Origin of the sequence: uncultured Aquimarina sp., from assembly GCF_947492965.1 — a bacterium.
Lineage (GTDB): Bacteria > Bacteroidota > Bacteroidia > Flavobacteriales > Flavobacteriaceae > Aquimarina.
Map to the genome: position 1 here is coordinate 1 of NZ_CANLOZ010000020.1, position 18,003 is coordinate 18,003.

Genomic DNA, 18,003 nt, shown 5'->3' on the forward strand with positions numbered 1-18,003 from the left:
CAGGAAATCAAAATATTACCTATAGTTTTACCAATGCAAATGGATGTACTGATACTGCTTCTGATACTGTAGAAGTGTTCGATCTGCCAACAGTATCCTTTACAGCTCCTGCTGATCTATGTGTAGATGCTGGAATACAAACAGGATTAGGTGGTGGTACTCCGAGTGGAGGAACGTATTCTGGAAATGGAGTAACTGATGATGGCAATGGAACTACTTATTCCTTTAATCCTATTACTGCAGGAACAGGAAATCAAAATATTACCTATAGTTTTACCAATGCAAATGGATGTACTGATACTGCTTCTGATACTGTAGAAGTGCTAGAATTACCTGATGCTTCCGTAGATGATTCTCTTAGTCCAACTTTAACTGCGACTACCTCTGGTGCTACCTATCAATGGATTGATTGTGATACTAACACTCCATTATCAGGTGAGACGAATCAATCTTTTACAGCAACACAAGATGGAAATTATGCAGTGGATATTACATTAGATGGATGTACTCAGAGATCTTCTTGTTATTTGATAGCAAGTCTTGGCAATGAAGATGAAGAATTAACTACTGATAAATTACAAGTATACCCAATCCCAACTTCAGGACTTTTAAATATTTCTATTACCATAAAAAAAGCGGTGATATATGATATCACAGGTAAAAAAGTATTCGAAACTCGTAATACCACATTTGATATATCTGAATTAAATTCTGGAGTATATTTTATGAATATTGAAGGAGAAAAAGGAAATACAATAAAACAGATTATAAAAAATTAGCATCTATCTTTAGTTAAAAAAAAGTCTTTCAGGTTTCTGAAAGACTTTTTTTTATACATATAAATAAATAGGATCATTCTTTATTTTAAAGTAATCACTAAATCATCGGCTTCAACCATCGTTCCTGATTTAAGCACTATTTTCTTTACCACTGCATCCTCATTTGCAGTAATAGTCGTTTCCATTTTCATAGCTTCGATAATAAACAATGGATCGTTTTTCTTTATTTCTTGTCCAGTTTTCACCAATACTGAAGATAAAGACCCTTGTAATGGAGCTCCGATTTGTTTTCCGTCCGCTTTATCAGCTTTTACGTGAACAATTTTATCTACTTTAATAGAATTATCCTTGATTTCAACATTTCGGGTTTGTCCATTTACTTTAAAAAAGACGGTAACCATTCCATTGTCCTGAGGCTCTCCGATAGAAATTAATTCAAATAACAGGATTTTACCCTTATCTAATTCTATAATAATTTCTTCTCCTGGAGTCATTCCATAGAAGAAATTCTTAGTAGGAATATTCATTACATTACCATATTGCAAATGGTGATTGTAAGCTCCTGTAAATACTTTTGGATATAGCTTATAAGAAAGAAAATCTGTAATATCTAACTCTCTTCCCATTCCTTTTTTAAAGACCTTTACAAAATCCTTAAATTCCGTTTCGAAATCTACTGGTTCGAGATGTGCGTTAGGTCTATTGGTAAACGGTTTTTGATCTTTTAATATTGATTTCTGAAGTTCTTTTGGAAAACCTCCTTCTGGTTGTCCTAATTCTCCTTTAAACAAACTTACTACAGATTGAGGAAATGAAATCGTTTCTCCTCTTTCTTTTACATCATCTATGGTTAAATTATTACTTACTAAATATTGCGCCATATCTCCAACAACTTTAGAACTTGGAGTCACTTTTACGATATCGCCAAACAATTCATTTACCTCTCCATACATTTTGGTAATTTCATGAAAACGATCTGCCAGTCCTAAACCTTGTGCTTGCGGCTTCAGGTTAGAATACTGCCCGCCAGGAATTTCATGTTGATATACTTCACCAGTACCCGCTTTTAAACCAGATTCAAAAACATAATAATATTCTCGAACCGCTTCCCAATAATTTGAATATTCATTTAATTTAGACATATTCATCGGATTCTCACGATCATGGAACTTCAGCATTTCCATAACTGCATTAAAATTAGGCTGCGCTGTTAACCCTGATAATCCTCCTAAAGCTACATCCACCACATCTACTCCAGCCTCAATCGCTTTAAGATATGTTGCTGATTGTACCGAAGAAGTATCATGCGTATGCAAATGTATTGGAATATTGATTTCTGATTTTAATGCAGAAACTAATTCGTAGGCAGCATAAGGTTTTAATAAACCTGCCATATCTTTTATTCCTAATATGTGTGCTCCTGCATTTTCTATATCTTTTGCTAATTGCACATAATATTCTAAGGTATACTTGGTACGCTTTGGGTCTAAAATATCGCCTGTATAACACAAAGATCCTTCTGCAAGTCCTTGTGTACGTGTCCTTACATGTTCTATACAAGGTGCAATAGATTTCATCCAGTTTAATGAATCGAAGATTCTAAAAACGTCTACTCCGTTCTCCCAAGATTGCTCTACAAATTTACCAATTAGATTATCCGGGTAGGCAGTATATCCAACTCCGTTAGATCCTCTAATAAGCATTTGCAATAATAGGTTTGGCATTGCTGCTCTTAGCGAGCGCAAACGTTCCCACGGGTTTTCTCTTAAAAATCGTAGACATACATCAAATGTAGCACCTCCCCAAACTTCCATACTAAACACTTCTGGATGGTTCTTTGCAAATCCTTCTGCGACTTTAAGCATGTCATACGTTCGCATTCGAGTAGCTAATAAACTTTGATGGGCATCCCTCATGGTGGTATCCGTAAAATGAACTTTCTTTTCACTTTTTAACCACTCGGCAAATTTCTCTGGCCCTAATTCTGTAAGCAGGTCTTTTGTACCTTTTTGATACGCTGCTTTTTTATCAAATTCAGGAATATGAGGAGTAACGAAGGTTTTGGATGGATCTATTTTTTTTACATCTGGATTTCCATTAACAATGATATCTCCTAAAAAGTTTGCCAGCTTTGTCGCTCTGTTACGAGACTCTTTAATTTTAAAAAGCTCCTTTGTATCTCTAATAAAATTAACAGTAACTGCTCCTTTTCTAAATGTAGTATGATTAAGAATATTATCTAAGAAAGGCATATTGGTTTTCACCCCTCTTATTCTAAATTCTGACAGCGCTCTTCGCATTTTTCTACAAGCTCCATCCAAAGTTCTACTGTTTGCCGAAACCTTTACTAGCATGGAGTCAAAGAAAGGAGAGATCGTAACGCCTTGATAAACACTTCCCGCATCTAAACGAATACCAAATCCAGAAGCACTTCTATAGGTAGTTATGGTACCATAATCAGGTTTAAAATCGTTTTCTGGATCCTCTGTTGTAATTCTACATTGTACAGCATAGCCATTTACTTTAAGGCTTTCCTGACTTTCGATCTTAATTTGCTTATCCGAAAGTTGATATCCTCCAGCAATAAAAATCTGTGTTTTAATTAAATCTACACCCGTCACAATCTCTGTAACGGTATGTTCTACCTGTACTCTTGGATTTACTTCAATAAAATAAATACTACCGTCATCATCCACCAAGAACTCTACTGTTCCTATATTATTATAATCTACAGCTTTACATATCGTTAGTGCATATTGATAAAGATTATCCAATATATCTTGAGACACTCCATAGGAAGGAGCATATTCAATTACTTTTTGATAACGTCTTTGCACAGAACAATCACGTTCAAAAAGATGCACCATATTTCCATGATGATCCGCTACAATCTGTATCTCTATATGTTTAGGGTTTTCTACGAATTTTTCTAAAAAAACAGTATCATCTCCAAAAGCATTTAATGCCTCTCTTTGTGATTCCGGGTAGGCTTTTTCTAACTCTTCCACACTGCGAATTACACGCATACCACGACCTCCTCCACCAGAAGCAGCTTTAAGCATTACAGGAAAACCAATTCTCTTTGCTTCTTTAACTGCGATCTTAATATCTGTAAGATCTTCTTTATTACTTTGAATAATTGGGATATCATTAGCGATGGCAACTTCTTTTGCCATAATTTTATCTCCTAAAGATCGTAGCACAGATACCTTAGGACCAATAAAAATAATATCATTCTCCTTACATCGTTGTGCAAAATCTGCATTTTCTGATAAGAATCCATATCCTGGATGTATCGCATCTACATTATTATTTTTAGCAACTTGTATAATTGCTTCAATATTTAAATACGGTTTTAAAGGTTCATTATCCGCACCGATTTGATAGGCCTCATCAGCCTTATATCTATGTAAAGAATATCGATCCTCATAGGTATAAACTCCTACGGTTTGCAGACCAATCTCTGTACAAGCTCTGAAAATTCTGATGGCAATTTCCCCTCGATTAGCAACTAAAACCTTTTTAATTTGCATGATAAAAATTTTGTGTTTAAATAATATTTAGCGAACATTCGCTGCGAAGATATCGATTCGAATGAACACTTCCAATACATTTTAAACAGAATCCCTGAAATAATTAATTTTTGTAGTTATTATTAACCAACTATTTCTTTCTGTTAAACCTTAAACGTTAACAGCAAATTCATACGTTGAATTAACACAAATACCTATTTCTGTATTTTATTATAGTATGCTTTTTCGGTTACTTCAGACCATTTAGCAATCCTATTCTGGAAGTTGGAATAGCTTTCATAAACCTCTTTAGATAAAGGATCGTCTCCTATCATTTCCTGAATGGCTTCATCAGTATAACTTCGTAATGCGTCCAAAGTTTCTTTAGAAAATTCTCTTACCTCTACACCTTCTTCATTCACTAATTTATCTAAATAAATACCATTTTGTTTATCAAACTCAGACAACACCCAAACTTGAGCCCTTTTGGCAGCAGCCTGTAAGATAGCTTGAAGATGCGGTGGCAGTGCGTCGTGTAAATTTTTATTAATAAAGAACTCTAACTGAGAACCCGTTTCATGCCAACCTGGGGTATAATAATATTTTGAAATTTTATGAAATCCCATTTTATAATCATGATACGGTCCGATCCATTCCGTAGCATCAATAACTCCTCGTTCTAAACTCGTATAAATTTCGCTACCAGCTACCAAAATTGGTGCTCCTCCAGCTTTTTCTAACACTTTACCCCCAATACCTGGTAAACGCATCTTTAAACCTTTAAAGTCTTCTACAGAGTTAATTTCTCTATTAAACCACCCTCCCATTTGCACTCCAGTATTTCCTCCCATAAAAGGAACCAAATTAAACTGTGCATATGTTTTTTTCCAAAGTTCATATCCTCCTCCTACCTCTAACCAAGAAGTAATTTGTTGGCTATTCATCCCAAAAGGAACGGCTGCAAAAAATTGTGCTGCTGGAGTTTTTCCTGCCCAATAATACGATGCACCACATCCCATTTCTATCGTACCTTGGGAAACAGCATCAAATGCTTCTAATGGTGGTACTAATTCTCCTCCACCATATACTTTAATTTTAATTTGACCATTAGACAATTCCTCTACCCATTCTGCATATTTTTCCGCTACTTCCCCTACCACTGGAAAATTAGGTGGCCAAGTTGTAGTCATCTTCCAATGGAATATTTTGTCAGGCTTAGCAGTATCATAGGAAGTAGGATTAGTCATACTCGCAGGAGGTTCTCCAAGACAAGACAAAAAAAACATCATTAAAATACCATATATGAATGTTTTCAAAAATCTAACTCTCCGTATCTTATATAAACTCATGATTTTAGTTATTCTAATTAATTGCCATTAAAAATAATCTCTGGAAAAAATAATACTAAGCCTACTATAAAAAGTTGTATAACAATAAAAGGAACTATCCCTCTATATATTTGGCTTGTTTTTACTGTATCTGGCGCGACTCCCTTTAGATAGAACAATGCAAAGCCAAATGGAGGAGTTAAAAATGAGGTTTGTAAATTCAATGCCATCAAAATTCCAACCCAAAGCATATTCATATCCAAAGCATTAAAAACGGGTGTTACCACTGGTACGATAATAAATACGATCTCTATAAAATCAATAAAGAAACCAGCGATAAAAATAACCAACATTACTAATAATAGAAACATTAAGGGTGTCAACTGAGACGAAATAATCAATTCTTGTAAGTATCGATCTCCTCCTAAGGTTCTAAAAACTAGTGTAAATGTAGTCGCCCCAAGTAATATAAAAAACACCATCGATGTAAGACGAGTCGTTTCTTGAGCTACTTCTTTTAATATTTTAAATGAAAACTTTTTCTGAATAATAGTCAAAATCGTTGCTCCCAAAGCCCCAATTGCAGAAGCTTCTGTTGGGGATGCGATACCACTAAATATAGATCCTAGCACTATAACAATTAACAGTACTGGTAACAATAACACCTTAACAACTTTGGGTCCAAAATGAGTCCCTTTAAACTCTGCAATCTCTTCTGCTGGAATACTCGGTGCGTCGTTTTTATGAATAAATGACTTTATCAAAATATATAGAATGTAAAGCCCAACTAATATCAAACCTGGTAATAAGGCCGCAGAAAATAAGGTTCCTACATCTACAGACGCTGCTCCTCTTGATGAACTATTAATCGTATCCGCCAACAGCACCAATACTATAGACGGTGGGATTATTTGTCCTAAGGTACCCGAAGAAGCAATAACTCCTACTGCGAGTTCTGTCTTATAGCCTCTTTTTAGCATCGTTGGGAGACTAATTAAACCCATAGTTACCACTGTTGCACCCACGATTCCTGTTGATGCGGCTAACAAAGCACCTACAATAACAACGGATATAGCTAGTCCTCCTCTAACTCGACCAAACATCATCGCCATTGTTTCCAAAAGACTTTGAGCGAGCCCAGATTTTTCCAACATGATTCCCATAAAAATAAATAAAGGAACTGCCATCAACACATAGTTATTAACAACCCCCATAATTCTAGAAGGCAATAAATAAAATGTAGACATGGTAAACTGTTCTGGCGCAAAAATTGAAACACCAAAAGCAAAAGCAACAGAAATCCCACCTAAAGTAAAAGCTACGGGATATCCTTTAAGAATTAAAATGAATATGATTACAAATAAAACAACCGCTAAAAACTCCATTAGATATCTCTCTTAAAAATTATCTGAATAGATTTTAGCATTTCAGAAACTCCTTGTAACAATAAAAAGGCAAACCCCAAGGTGATACAAAATTTTAGCACATACAAAGCTGGTAATCCACCTGGTTGGGGAGATCCTTCATCGATCATAAAGGATGACAATCCATAATACCAAGAAGAAACAATCACTACATAACACCAAGGAATTAATAAACACACCCCTCCTAAAAGGTCTATCCAGGCTTTTCCTTTTTCGGAAAATCTAGTGTAAAAAACATCTACTCTAACATGTTTCCCATGTTTAAAAGTATACGCGGAACCTATTAGAAAAAGCATTCCGAAGAGATAAATTTCGGTTTCGATCATCCAAATGAACGTGAACTGAAAAACATATCGCATAACGACATCTAATCCTACCAAAACCGCCAATAGAAACGCAACCCAACTGACAAGAGTTCCCGTTTTTTCTCCAATCCAATCTAGAGAATTAATGATTTTTTGCATTCAAAAAGGCCTAAAATATTGAAGGCTTAAGATACTAAAATTAGGAGCATTTAGAAATTTATTCTAATATCAAATATGAAAACAAAATAAGAGCATTGAATTACCTGACAAAAACCAATTCGTTAGGTTTTGTTGTATATTCTTCGCTATAACCATAACCATCATAATTAAAACCTTTTAAGTCTTCTATAGTTTCAGCTCCAGTGTCTATGATATAACGAACCATCATTCCTCTTGCTTTTTTAGCAAAGAAACTGATCATTTTTAATTTATCTCCTTTCCAATCTTTAAACTGTGGTGTGATCACAGGTACTTTCAGCGCTTTCTTATCAATCGCACTGAAATATTCATTACTCGCTAGATTTACAAATAATTCATCATCTTTCAATTCATTATTTAGTTGTTCCGTAAGCTGCTTCTTCCAAAACTCATATAGATTATTACTACGTCCTACCTTTAGTTTTGTCCCCATTTCTAAACGATACGGTTGAATTAGATCTAATGGTTTTAGTATACCATATAAACCAGAAAGGATTCTTAATTTATCCTGTAAGACATCTAATTTATCTTCTGGAATTGTATAACCATCTAAGCCTGTATAAACGTCTCCATTAAAAGCATATACTGCAGGTCTCGCATTTTCTTGTGTAAATGGAAGACTCCAATCTTGATTTCGTTGCCAATTTAATTGCGCCAACTTATCACTAATACTCATTAGATCTGATAAATTTTTTGGTGACTTTTTTTGAAGAACAGTATTTAATTTTTCAGCTTCAACCAAAAAAGAAGGCTCCGTATATTTTTGAGTAGGTAATGCGGTTTCAAAATCTAAAGACTTTGCTGGTGATACTACAATTTTCATGTGTTTACAATATTACTTTATAAGTTACACTCCGCTAAAGGCTAGTGTTAGACATAAAACTCATCATTGTTTATTATACTTTGACGTGCCTCATGAAGTGAATTTCGTTTTTTCAAAAATACAATAGTACTGGAATAAATAAAATCAACTCGAGTAATTCTTACCTATTGAAGCATTGATATACTTTATTGCAAAATACATAAACGCTTCTTCTTTACACGGTTTAACACACTGTTAAGGAATAAATTAACATATAAAAATAAAGGCTTTAATATTTTTAACAGAAAAAAACCTTACCTTTATAACGTTTTAAACATAAAAACACTTTCGAAACACAGTAGTCATATATCGCTAATTTTAATTAGCAATTCACACTTCCCATCTTTTTTAGTACATCACGCTTATCTGTATTGTGTAATTAATTAATAAACCTATATGACAATGAAACTACAACCTACGATTAAGGCGTTTTTAATGGTTGCCTTAATGATTTTCATTTATTCCTGTGAAAAAGAAGAATTTCCACGTACCGAACCAGAACAAACCGTCCCCCAAAGAATTCAGGACACAACGTATACGGATGCTCAATTAAAAAAAGTATTGGAAGAAGAAGCAGAAATCATCAAATTAGAAAAAAGCGGTTATGTGGCGGATATATCTGGAATGGATGTAGCAAAAGATAACCCTAAAAAAGTTTATATGCATTATATGCCCTGGTTTCAGAGCAAAGATTACGATGGATACTGGGGACAACATTGGACTATGACTAATAAAAATCCTGATATTAGAGATAGTAACGGCAAACAAGAAATAGCTTCTTATTTCTATCCCGTAATAGGTCCATACTCCTCTAACGACCCTGATTTACATGAATATCATTTTTTAATGATGAAATTAGCCGGAATCGATGGTGTAATATTTGATTGGTATGGAAGTAAGGATCTCTACGATTACGAAAATATTAAAAGTGCTACGGAAAGTTTTATTGAAATTATGGAGGATTTAGATTTTGATTTTTCAATTATGTACGAAGATAGGGTTGCTAAGCAAGCATATGAACTAGGATTATCGAACAGTATTATTGAAGCAGCTCAGGAAGATTTCACCTATATCAATGACACCTACTTTACCAGCCCTAATTACATAAAACACAATGATAAAAATCTACTATTTGTTTTTGGACCACATCATATCACCACCCAACAAGAATGGGACACTATTTTCGATATCCTACCCACTGATAACCGTCCCGACTTTTTAACCTTGTGGGCAGCCAATAATTTAGTAGGACAGAATGCTACTGGAGAGTTTTTATGGGTAGACCAAGATCATCTACTAGCCCATGAGCATTATTATAATAATTACGATACCGAAAATCTTACCATTGTTGGGTCTTCTTATCCTGGTTTTGATAGCTTTTATGCAGAAGGTGGATGGTCCGAAGGGATTAATTTATGGAGTATCGACCATAATCAAGGGCAAACCTTTGCAGAAACACTAAATTATACACATCATGAAATTGCAGATTTTATTCAACTTATTACCTGGAATGATTTTGGAGAAGGCACCATGATTGAACCCACAGAAGAATTTGGTTTTATGTATTTACAGCTATTACAACAATATACTGGTGTTGATTTCACTACTGACGATTTAATAGTAGCATTAGATCTATATACAGCCAGAAAATATTTTAGTGGAAATCAAGAAGCCCAAGACTATTTAGATCGAACATACAAATATATAAAGCAACTCAATTTAGTTAGAGCAGACAAGATTATTAAAGCAGTTTATAAATTTTATTCTTAACCATAAAATCACATTAAAAGCAATTGTAAAAATCATAAAAGCCCGTCTGTATCAGATGGGCTTGTTCTTTAAAAAAGTCAAAATGTATATATTATAATACTCTCACGTTTACCGCGTTCATTCCTTTTTTACCTTCTTTAAGTTCGTACTCTACTTCATCACCTTCACGAATTTCATCGATTAAGCCCGAAATGTGTACAAAACGATCTTGATTAGATCCTTCTTCTGTAATAAATCCAAATCCTTTGGAGTCATTAAAAAATTTTACTGTTCCTTTGTTCATTATAAATAATTAAAGCACCAATATACTATTAATAAATGAGCATTCCCCAATTTATTTCAATAAAGACACATTTATTCTTTAGTTAGCTGATTTTTAGCATAATTTCTCCAACGTTCTACACATTGTTGCATATCATCAGGTACTGAGGTTTCGAAGTGCATTTTTTCTCCGGTAACGGGATGTACGAACCCCAAAGTTCTTGCGTGCAATGCTTGTCTTGGTAATATTTTGAAACAATTTTCTACAAACTGTTTATACTTGGAAAAAGTCGTACCCTTTAAGATCTTTTCACCACCATATCGTTCATCGTTAAATAATGTATGACCAATATGTTTCATATGCACACGTATCTGATGCGTTCTTCCAGTTTCTAATCTACAAGAAACCATTGTAACATATCCTAAACGTTCAATAACTTTGTAATGTGTAACTGCAGGTTTTCCTTTTTCTGCTTCATCGCCTTCAAAAACAGTATTTTGAAGTCTGTTTTTAGGATGACGACCAATATTACCTATAATTGTTCCTTCATCTTCTTTTAGATTCCCCCAAACAATTGCCACATATTCTCTTTCTGAGGTTTTATCAAAAAACTGTTTCGCTAAATGCGTCATAGCATCTTCAGTTTTAGCAATCACCAATAAACCACTGGTATCCTTATCAATTCGGTGCACCAAACCTGGACGCTCACTGCTATTATTAGGCAAATTATCAAAATGATAAATCAAGGCATTAATCAAAGTTCCAGAGTAATTTCCATGACCAGGATGTACTACCATTCCTGCAGGTTTATTCACCACTAACAGAGCATTATCTTCATAAACAATATTCAATGGAATATCCTCTGGTGTTAGCAAATTCTCATAAGGTGGATGAGCAAATAACACTCTTACCACATCATTAGGCTTTACCTTATGATTTGATTTTACCGGAATATCATTGACAAAAACACTTCCTGCTTTGGCTGCTTGTTGAATCTTATTTCGAGTAGCATTCTCAACAAAATTCATCAAAAATTTATCTACCCTAAGTGGTACTTGACCTGCTCCTGCCACAAAACGATGATGTTCATACAATTCGTCTTCATTAGGTCCTAAATCGTCTATATCTGGATCTGATTCCAAAAGGTGTTATTTTTAGAAGTTTTATTTATGGATTAAGTCGCAAATTACCACTTTGGTCACCTACGACAAGGTCAATGGTAGAAGTCTTCATTATTTTATCTCCTGGCTTCAACCTTTTGCCTTTGTACCTAAGTTCCAGTACCTGATCAGAAGGATCTGGTTTAAAAGTAATAGATCCTATTTTAAAGCCAAGAGCCACTAGTCTTGGTTCTACCTGCCTTCTGGTTTTTCTAATAACATCAGGTACTTCTACTTTTCGATATCCCGATGGGTTTAGGGTTACATAGATCTTTCTATTTTCTTTTACCATATTTCCTGCAGGAGGATTCTGCTCAATCACAGAATAACGAGGATAATCAGGATTAAAATTAGCAGAATCTTGCACTTCGAATCTCAAATCTTTGGATTCTACAAGCTCTTTCACCTCATCGAGTGTTTTTTTACTTAAACTTGGAACTACAATTCTCTGATCGTGATTTGTAGAACTATCTAACCATTTCAATGCTATAAAACATAAAATAGCAGTCATTGCGACAGCGATCACTAATTGAATAAGAAATGCTTTACTCCAAATAAACCTTAAAAGTCCTTTAAAAAAATCCATGTATCTGATGATAGTTTCGGCAAAGATATAAAAACGGAAACTTTTTAGCTTTTGTTGTTGGATAAATGATATTTTTGTTTGCAAACCATATCCAATGAAGAAAAATATTGCCATCCTTATGGGAGGTTACTCCAGCGAATTTGATATTTCTATCAAAAGTGGAAATGTAGTTTATAAGCACTTGAACAGAGACCTTTATGAACCGTACAAAATTCATATTACCAAAGATTCTTGGTACTACGTTGATGACAATGATCAAAAAACCACCATTGATCGAAATGATTTTTCCCTAAATCTGAATGGCACTAAAATTATTTTTGATGCTGCTTTTAACATTGTACATGGAACTCCTGGAGAAGATGGTTTACTACAAGCATATTTTGAATTAATCGGAATACCACAAACAGCCTGTGATTTTTATCAAGCAGCACTTACTTTTAACAAAAGAGACTGTATTAGCACTTTACAACCTTATGGGATCCCTACCGCCAAAAATTATTTCTTAAATAAAGGAGATAAAATCAGCACCAGTGAAATTATTGATACCGTTGGTTTACCCTGTTTTGTAAAAGCAAATAAGGCTGGAAGTAGTTATGGCGTTTCTAAAGTAAACACCGAAGAAGAATTACTTCCTGCTATTGATGTAGCTTATAAAGAAGATGACGAAATTATTATTGAATCTTTTCTTAGCGGAACAGAAGTTTCGGTAGGTGTAATTACTTACCAAGGAAAAGACGTAGTCTTGCCAATTACAGAAATTGTTTCAGAAAATGATTTCTTTGATTATGAAGCTAAATATTTAGGCAAATCTCAAGAAATTACTCCAGCAAGATTAAGCAAAGAAGATGAAGAAAAGGTAAAGAATCTAGCCTTAAAAGTATATCAAATCCTAAAAATGAGTGGTTTTTCTAGAAGCGAATATATATTTCATGATGGAGAACCTCATTTTATAGAAATGAATACAAATCCTGGTTTTAGCGAAGCTAGCATTTTACCTCAACAATCAATCGCCGCTGGAATAAGTATACAAGACCTGTTAACTAATACGATAGAAGAAGCTATAAACAAGAAATAACGGAAGAAACATTGTTTTAGCATCATAACTAATTTCAACTTTACCTATATTTATACCAAATAATCACAAGTCACTTATGAGAAGAGCTGTTTTTCCAGGATCGTTTGACCCGATAACGCTAGGTCATTATGATATTATAGAAAGAGGATTAACTCTTTTTGACGAAGTTATATTGGCAATTGGAGTAAATGCTGAAAAAAAATACATGTTCTCTTTGGAAGAAAGAAAAAGCTTTATAGAAGATGCTTTTAAAGATGAACCAAAGATAAAAGTAATGACGTATAAAGGTCTTACTGTAGAGTTCTGCAAACAACAAAATGCGAACTTTATTCTTAGAGGACTTAGAAACCCTGCAGATTTCGAATTTGAAAAAGCAATTGCTCACACCAATAGAAAAATGTCTGAAATTGAAACTGTATTTTTACTAACCTCCTCAGGAAAAAGCTATATCTCCTCTTCTATCGTAAGAGATGTTATCCGAAACGGAGGTGACGTGACTGGCTTGGTTCCTGAAACAGTAGTATACAAAAGAAAATAACACGTTAAACAACATAATCCCAAATCTAAAATCCCAATCAATTAGCTATGAAAACCTACAAAAAACTTAGTATCACTCTACTTTTAATGTCCATAACGTTTTTCGCATGTAGTACGGATGATGATGAAAATGACAACACTATAGAACCACCTATTAGCTGCGAAAATGCGAATAATTTCATTTTTGAAGAAAAGGATGGTTTAGTGGTTGCAGAATTTGAAAGTATCAACAATATTAATGATTGGAATAACGAAAACTCTGTAGCTGGTTTTTCTGGTACTAGTTATTTAGTATGGAAAGGAGATCAATTTCTAAATGCTCCTGGAAATGGTTTGTTAACTTATAACATAAACATTACTACCACAGGAACCTATAGATTTATCTGGAGATCAAGAATTACGAATGGAACTTCTGGATCCGAACATAACGATTCTTGGTTACGATTTCCTGATGCCTCTGCATTTTTTGGTCAACGCAATGAAAGTATTGTCTATCCAGGAGATACAGGTCAAACACCAAATCCTAATGGCTCCAGCAAAGATGGGTGGTTCAAAATCTACAAGAGTGGTCCAGCAGATCAATGGAAATGGCAAGCATCTACAAGTGATAATGACGCACATGACATTTTTGTAACTTTTGATACACCAGGAACATACATGATGGAAGTATCTGCAAGATCTTCTTTTCATGCACTTGATCGATTCGTACTATTTACAGAAAATGTTTCTCTGAGTGATGCTACAAGTGAAACTGCAGAATTAAGCGAAATTAACTGTAATTAAGAATAGAAAGTTCGTACTTTAAACCTTTTCTAAAATTGATAGTCAAAGTAGAAACACTTTGATTATGAGTTCTTTTCTAACAGATAAACAAATACAACATCTTTATTGGCGTACTGGTTTTGGAATTTCTCCTTCTGAATTAAAACGTGCAAGAACTTTTTCTAAAGAAGAAATTGTAGATCACTTGTTTTCTGAAAGTAGTGGGATAACTGATTTATCTCTTGACTTTGGAATTCTACAAAAAGATCCAAAAAACTTATCACGCGAGGAACGCAAGGAATTACGAAAACTTCGTAATCAAAAAATGCTAGATCTCAACTTACTATGGCTACGGCAATTAGCAGAGAGCAAACAAGTATTGAGAGAGAAAATGACTTTGTTTTTTCACAATCATTTTGCTGTTCGATTAAAAACTCCAAGAGCAGCGCTACACTTAAATAATGTAATCAGAAAAAATGCTCTGGAAAGTTTTGGGGATATGCTATTGGAGGTTTCTAAATCTCCAGCGATGTTACTATTCCTAAACAACAGACAAAACAGAAAGAACAATCCAAATGAAAACTTTGCTCGAGAAGTTATGGAGTTATTTACACTTGGCAGAGATAATGGATATACCGAAAAAGATATAAAAGAAGCTGCAAGAGCTTTTACTGGATGGAATTTTAATAAACAAGGGACTTTTGTTTTTAGACAAAAACATCATGACTTTGGCTCTAAAACTATTCTAGGAAAAACAGGGAATTTCAAAGGAGAAGATGTTATAAAAATTCTTCTAGAGCAAAAGCAAACTGCAAAATATATTACGAAAAAAATATACAAGTTTCTCGTAAATGAACATATAAACCCAACTCGTCTAGAAAAACTTAGTTCTATTTTCTATGAAACAAATTATAACATAGAAGCTTTATTAAGAGGTGTTTTGGAAAGCGACTGGTTTTACGATCATGAAAATATAGGAGCCAAAATAAAATCCCCGATAGAATTAATCGTTGGACTTAGTAAACCTTTTAACATACACTACAAGAATCCAAAGGTATTATTATACCTGCAGCGAAAATTGAATCAAGTATTATTTTTCCCACCCAATGTTGCAGGATGGAAAGGCGGAAAATCCTGGATAGATAACTCTACACTCATGCTTAGATTAAAACTAGCTTCTGTTGCACTCAATAATGGTGTTATTGAAATAAATGACACTGCTGATAGTGAGATGACTACAATGATGAAAGAGAAGTATTATAACAAAATGAAGTCACAAATGCAGAAAAGAGTGAAAGCTACTCCTCATTGGGAACCTTTTCTAGATGCTATAGAACAAAAATCCAGACAACAATTGATAGACTATGTACTTCAACCTAATTTATCTAAAGGTGCCCAAGAAGTAATCTCTACCATTGACGAAAGAAACACCAAGAATTTTATTATTGAGCTAATGAGCTTACCAGAATACCAACTTTGTTAAAACTTTGAAATCATGGACAGAAGAAATTTTTTAAAACAATCCGTTTTTGCATCTGGAATCACATTAGTTCCATCATTTTTAAAAGGAATGGAGTTTTTAACACCAGAACAATTATCTGGATATAAAAATGTAATCATTATTCAATTATCAGGTGGTAATGACGGATTAAACAGCATTATTCCAATACAGAATGATATCTATCATCGGTTAAGACCTACTATCGGCAAAAAACAAAGTGAGACTTTAAAAATAAACGATGATCTAGCTTTCAATAGTGCTTTACAACCCATAAAAGATTTATATGATCAAGGTGATGTTTGTATCATAAACAACGTAGGATATCCTAATCCCAACAGATCTCATTTTAGAAGTACGGACATCTGGCAAACGGCTAGTGATACTAACCAGTATTTATCTTCTGGTTGGGTAGGCAGATATCTCGATGCTAATTGCCAGCATCCGTATCAAGCAATAGAAGTCGATAATTCTTTGTCTCTCGCTATGAAAGGTAACACATTAAATGGTATCGCAGTTTCGGATCCTAAACAGTTACATCGTACTACCAGGGAGCCTTTCTTTAATCAATTGATTAATAATACTCAAGAAGACATGTTACATGAGGACAACCAAGGTTATCTTTATAAAACCATGTTAGAAACGTACTCTTCTGCTTCTTATATTTATGAAACTTCCAAAATTTACGAATCTAAAGTAACATATCCGCAGTCGGCATTCGCGCGAAATTTAAAGACCATAGCTGATTTTATCATATCCGGATTAAAAACAAGAGTATACTATAGTTCTCTTGGAGGTTTTGATAGTCATGTAAATCAAGTAAATAGTCAAGATCGATTACTGGGTATATATGCAAATGCTATTAGTGCTCTGGTAAAGGATTTAAAAAAGAATAATAAATTTAAAGACACATTAATACTTACCTTTTCAGAATTTGGACGTAGAGTAAAACAAAATGGCAGTAGAGGAACAGATCATGGCGCAGCAAATAATGTAATGATAATGAGTGGATCTCTTAAAAAAGCTGGTATTTATAATGAATTACCAAATCTATCTGACCTTGATAATAATGGAGATATCAAATACACCGTCGATTTTAGAAGTATTTATGCATCTATTTTAGATAACTGGCTCGAAGTAAATGATCATATAATTCTAGGCTCCGATTTTAATAAATTATCCTTTGTATAACTATCTTGCTAAAGATAGATTAGAAAAACCAAAATTAAATGTAAGCCATAAGCTACAAATCAACTCAATCTTAAAAAACATTACCCATCTATTTTACATTTTCAAAATCTCATAAAACAATAAAAATCAAGAAGTTTTAACAATAAAAAAACTATCAAAAACCCTTTTTTCTAACAAAAGTCAATACAGTTTTTACGGTTTTACCGTAAAAACTGTGTTTTTTATCGATACAAAAGACCTCTTTATCTAAAAGATGTGAAATCATTTTATTTCATAACTATTTGATTGTAAATTTGGTACAAATCAAGTAGTACAATCGCTAAGCCCCGATCCTATGAAAAGCATTATTCTTTCCTTATTTGTTTTACTTTCTTTTTCTACTATGAATGCTCAAGAAATTGCTTCATTAAATACAATCAACAAGGAAATAAGTAATGTACAGAATACCAAAGTAGATTTTTATCAAACATTAATTGCTGTTAATAATTTTGACATTAAAGTTAAAGAGGTAAAAACAAGTACTAGAGAAACAAAAAAGGATTTTTACAAGGCGTTAATGATAAAAAATGGTTTTATCACTGATAGTACGAAGACAACAAGATTAGCGAATAGTAATGACAAAAAGCGAAAAGACACCATAATGGTGGATACTACACAAATCACTGGATTATTGCCATAATTTCTTTGAATATATACACATTAAAACACCACTATTTTCTTGCTTGATATAGTGGTGTTTATTTTTTTAATTAAA

16 protein-coding genes are annotated in these 18,003 nt (G+C 33.7%); 8 read left to right on the forward strand and 8 right to left on the reverse strand.

Annotated elements, in window-relative coordinates; all coding sequences use genetic code 11:
• Positions 1-779, forward strand: a 779-nt coding sequence (locus Q1B37_RS23810; RefSeq protein ID WP_299903248.1) for a T9SS type A sorting domain-containing protein, incomplete at its 5' end; no start/stop codon positions are given.
• An 80-nt stretch (positions 780-859) separates the two neighbouring features.
• On the opposite strand, the gene Q1B37_RS23815 is transcribed toward Q1B37_RS23810, so the two are convergent.
• From Q1B37_RS23815 to yaaA, 5 genes are all read right to left on the reverse strand, one after another.
• Positions 860-4,312, reverse strand: coding sequence for a pyruvate carboxylase (locus tag Q1B37_RS23815; RefSeq protein WP_299903250.1), 3,453 nt, complete (start codon positions 4,310-4,312; stop codon positions 860-862).
• A gap of 194 nt (positions 4,313-4,506) precedes the next feature.
• Positions 4,507-5,607, reverse strand: a complete 1,101-nt coding sequence (locus Q1B37_RS23820) for a TRAP transporter substrate-binding protein (protein WP_299903252.1) — start codon at positions 5,605-5,607, stop codon at positions 4,507-4,509.
• Between the two features lie 50 nt (positions 5,608-5,657).
• Positions 5,658-7,004, reverse strand: coding sequence for a TRAP transporter large permease subunit (locus Q1B37_RS23825; protein ID WP_299903254.1), 1,347 nt, complete (start codon positions 7,002-7,004; stop codon positions 5,658-5,660).
• Positions 7,004-7,507 (reverse strand): TRAP transporter small permease subunit, encoded by a 504-nt coding sequence (locus Q1B37_RS23830; RefSeq protein ID WP_299903256.1) that lies wholly within the window; start codon positions 7,505-7,507, stop codon positions 7,004-7,006. The genes Q1B37_RS23825 and Q1B37_RS23830 overlap by 1 nt, the downstream gene beginning before the upstream one ends.
• A 100-nt stretch (positions 7,508-7,607) precedes the next feature.
• Positions 7,608-8,369 carry a peroxide stress protein YaaA gene (gene yaaA, locus Q1B37_RS23835; protein WP_299903258.1) on the reverse strand — a complete coding sequence of 254 codons (762 nt, stop codon included), beginning with the start codon at positions 8,367-8,369 and terminating at the stop codon, positions 7,608-7,610.
• Positions 8,370-8,810: 441 nt separating this feature from the next.
• Between yaaA and Q1B37_RS23840 the strand changes: the two genes are divergently transcribed.
• A complete protein-coding gene (locus Q1B37_RS23840) occupies positions 8,811-10,178 on the forward strand; it encodes a glycoside hydrolase family 71/99-like protein (RefSeq protein ID WP_299903260.1) in 1,368 nt (455 codons plus the stop codon).
• A gap of 91 nt (positions 10,179-10,269) precedes the next feature.
• Here Q1B37_RS23840 and Q1B37_RS23845 read toward each other — a convergent pair whose 3' ends face one another.
• From Q1B37_RS23845 to Q1B37_RS23855, 3 genes are all read right to left on the reverse strand, one after another.
• A complete protein-coding gene (locus tag Q1B37_RS23845; protein WP_299610976.1) occupies positions 10,270-10,461 on the reverse strand; it encodes a cold-shock protein in 192 nt (63 codons plus the stop codon).
• A gap of 71 nt (positions 10,462-10,532) precedes the next feature.
• Positions 10,533-11,582 (reverse strand): RluA family pseudouridine synthase, encoded by a 1,050-nt coding sequence (locus tag Q1B37_RS23850; protein ID WP_299903262.1) that lies wholly within the window; start codon positions 11,580-11,582, stop codon positions 10,533-10,535.
• A 25-nt stretch (positions 11,583-11,607) separates the two neighbouring features.
• A complete protein-coding gene (locus Q1B37_RS23855; RefSeq protein ID WP_299610982.1) occupies positions 11,608-12,186 on the reverse strand; it encodes a PASTA domain-containing protein in 579 nt (192 codons plus the stop codon).
• A 94-nt stretch (positions 12,187-12,280) separates the two neighbouring features.
• Here Q1B37_RS23855 and Q1B37_RS23860 point away from each other — a divergent pair, with 94 nt between their 5' ends.
• From Q1B37_RS23860 to Q1B37_RS23885, 6 genes are all read left to right on the forward strand, one after another.
• Positions 12,281-13,261: a D-alanine--D-alanine ligase gene (locus Q1B37_RS23860; protein ID WP_299903264.1), complete on the forward strand. Its 981-nt coding sequence runs from the start codon at positions 12,281-12,283 to the stop codon at positions 13,259-13,261.
• Between the two features lie 76 nt (positions 13,262-13,337).
• Positions 13,338-13,799, forward strand: coding sequence for a pantetheine-phosphate adenylyltransferase (gene coaD, locus Q1B37_RS23865; protein WP_299610987.1), 462 nt, complete (start codon positions 13,338-13,340; stop codon positions 13,797-13,799).
• A gap of 47 nt (positions 13,800-13,846) precedes the next feature.
• Positions 13,847-14,581 (forward strand): hypothetical protein, encoded by a 735-nt coding sequence (locus tag Q1B37_RS23870; RefSeq protein WP_299903266.1) that lies wholly within the window; start codon positions 13,847-13,849, stop codon positions 14,579-14,581.
• Between the two features lie 64 nt (positions 14,582-14,645).
• Positions 14,646-16,043 carry a DUF1800 domain-containing protein gene (locus tag Q1B37_RS23875; RefSeq protein ID WP_299903268.1) on the forward strand — a complete coding sequence of 466 codons (1,398 nt, stop codon included), beginning with the start codon at positions 14,646-14,648 and terminating at the stop codon, positions 16,041-16,043.
• Between the two features lie 12 nt (positions 16,044-16,055).
• Positions 16,056-17,249 (forward strand): DUF1501 domain-containing protein, encoded by a 1,194-nt coding sequence (locus Q1B37_RS23880; protein WP_299903269.1) that lies wholly within the window; start codon positions 16,056-16,058, stop codon positions 17,247-17,249.
• Positions 17,250-17,583: 334 nt separating this feature from the next.
• Positions 17,584-17,928, forward strand: a complete 345-nt coding sequence (locus tag Q1B37_RS23885) for a hypothetical protein (protein WP_299610997.1) — start codon at positions 17,584-17,586, stop codon at positions 17,926-17,928.
• Positions 17,929-18,003 lie beyond the last annotated feature (75 nt).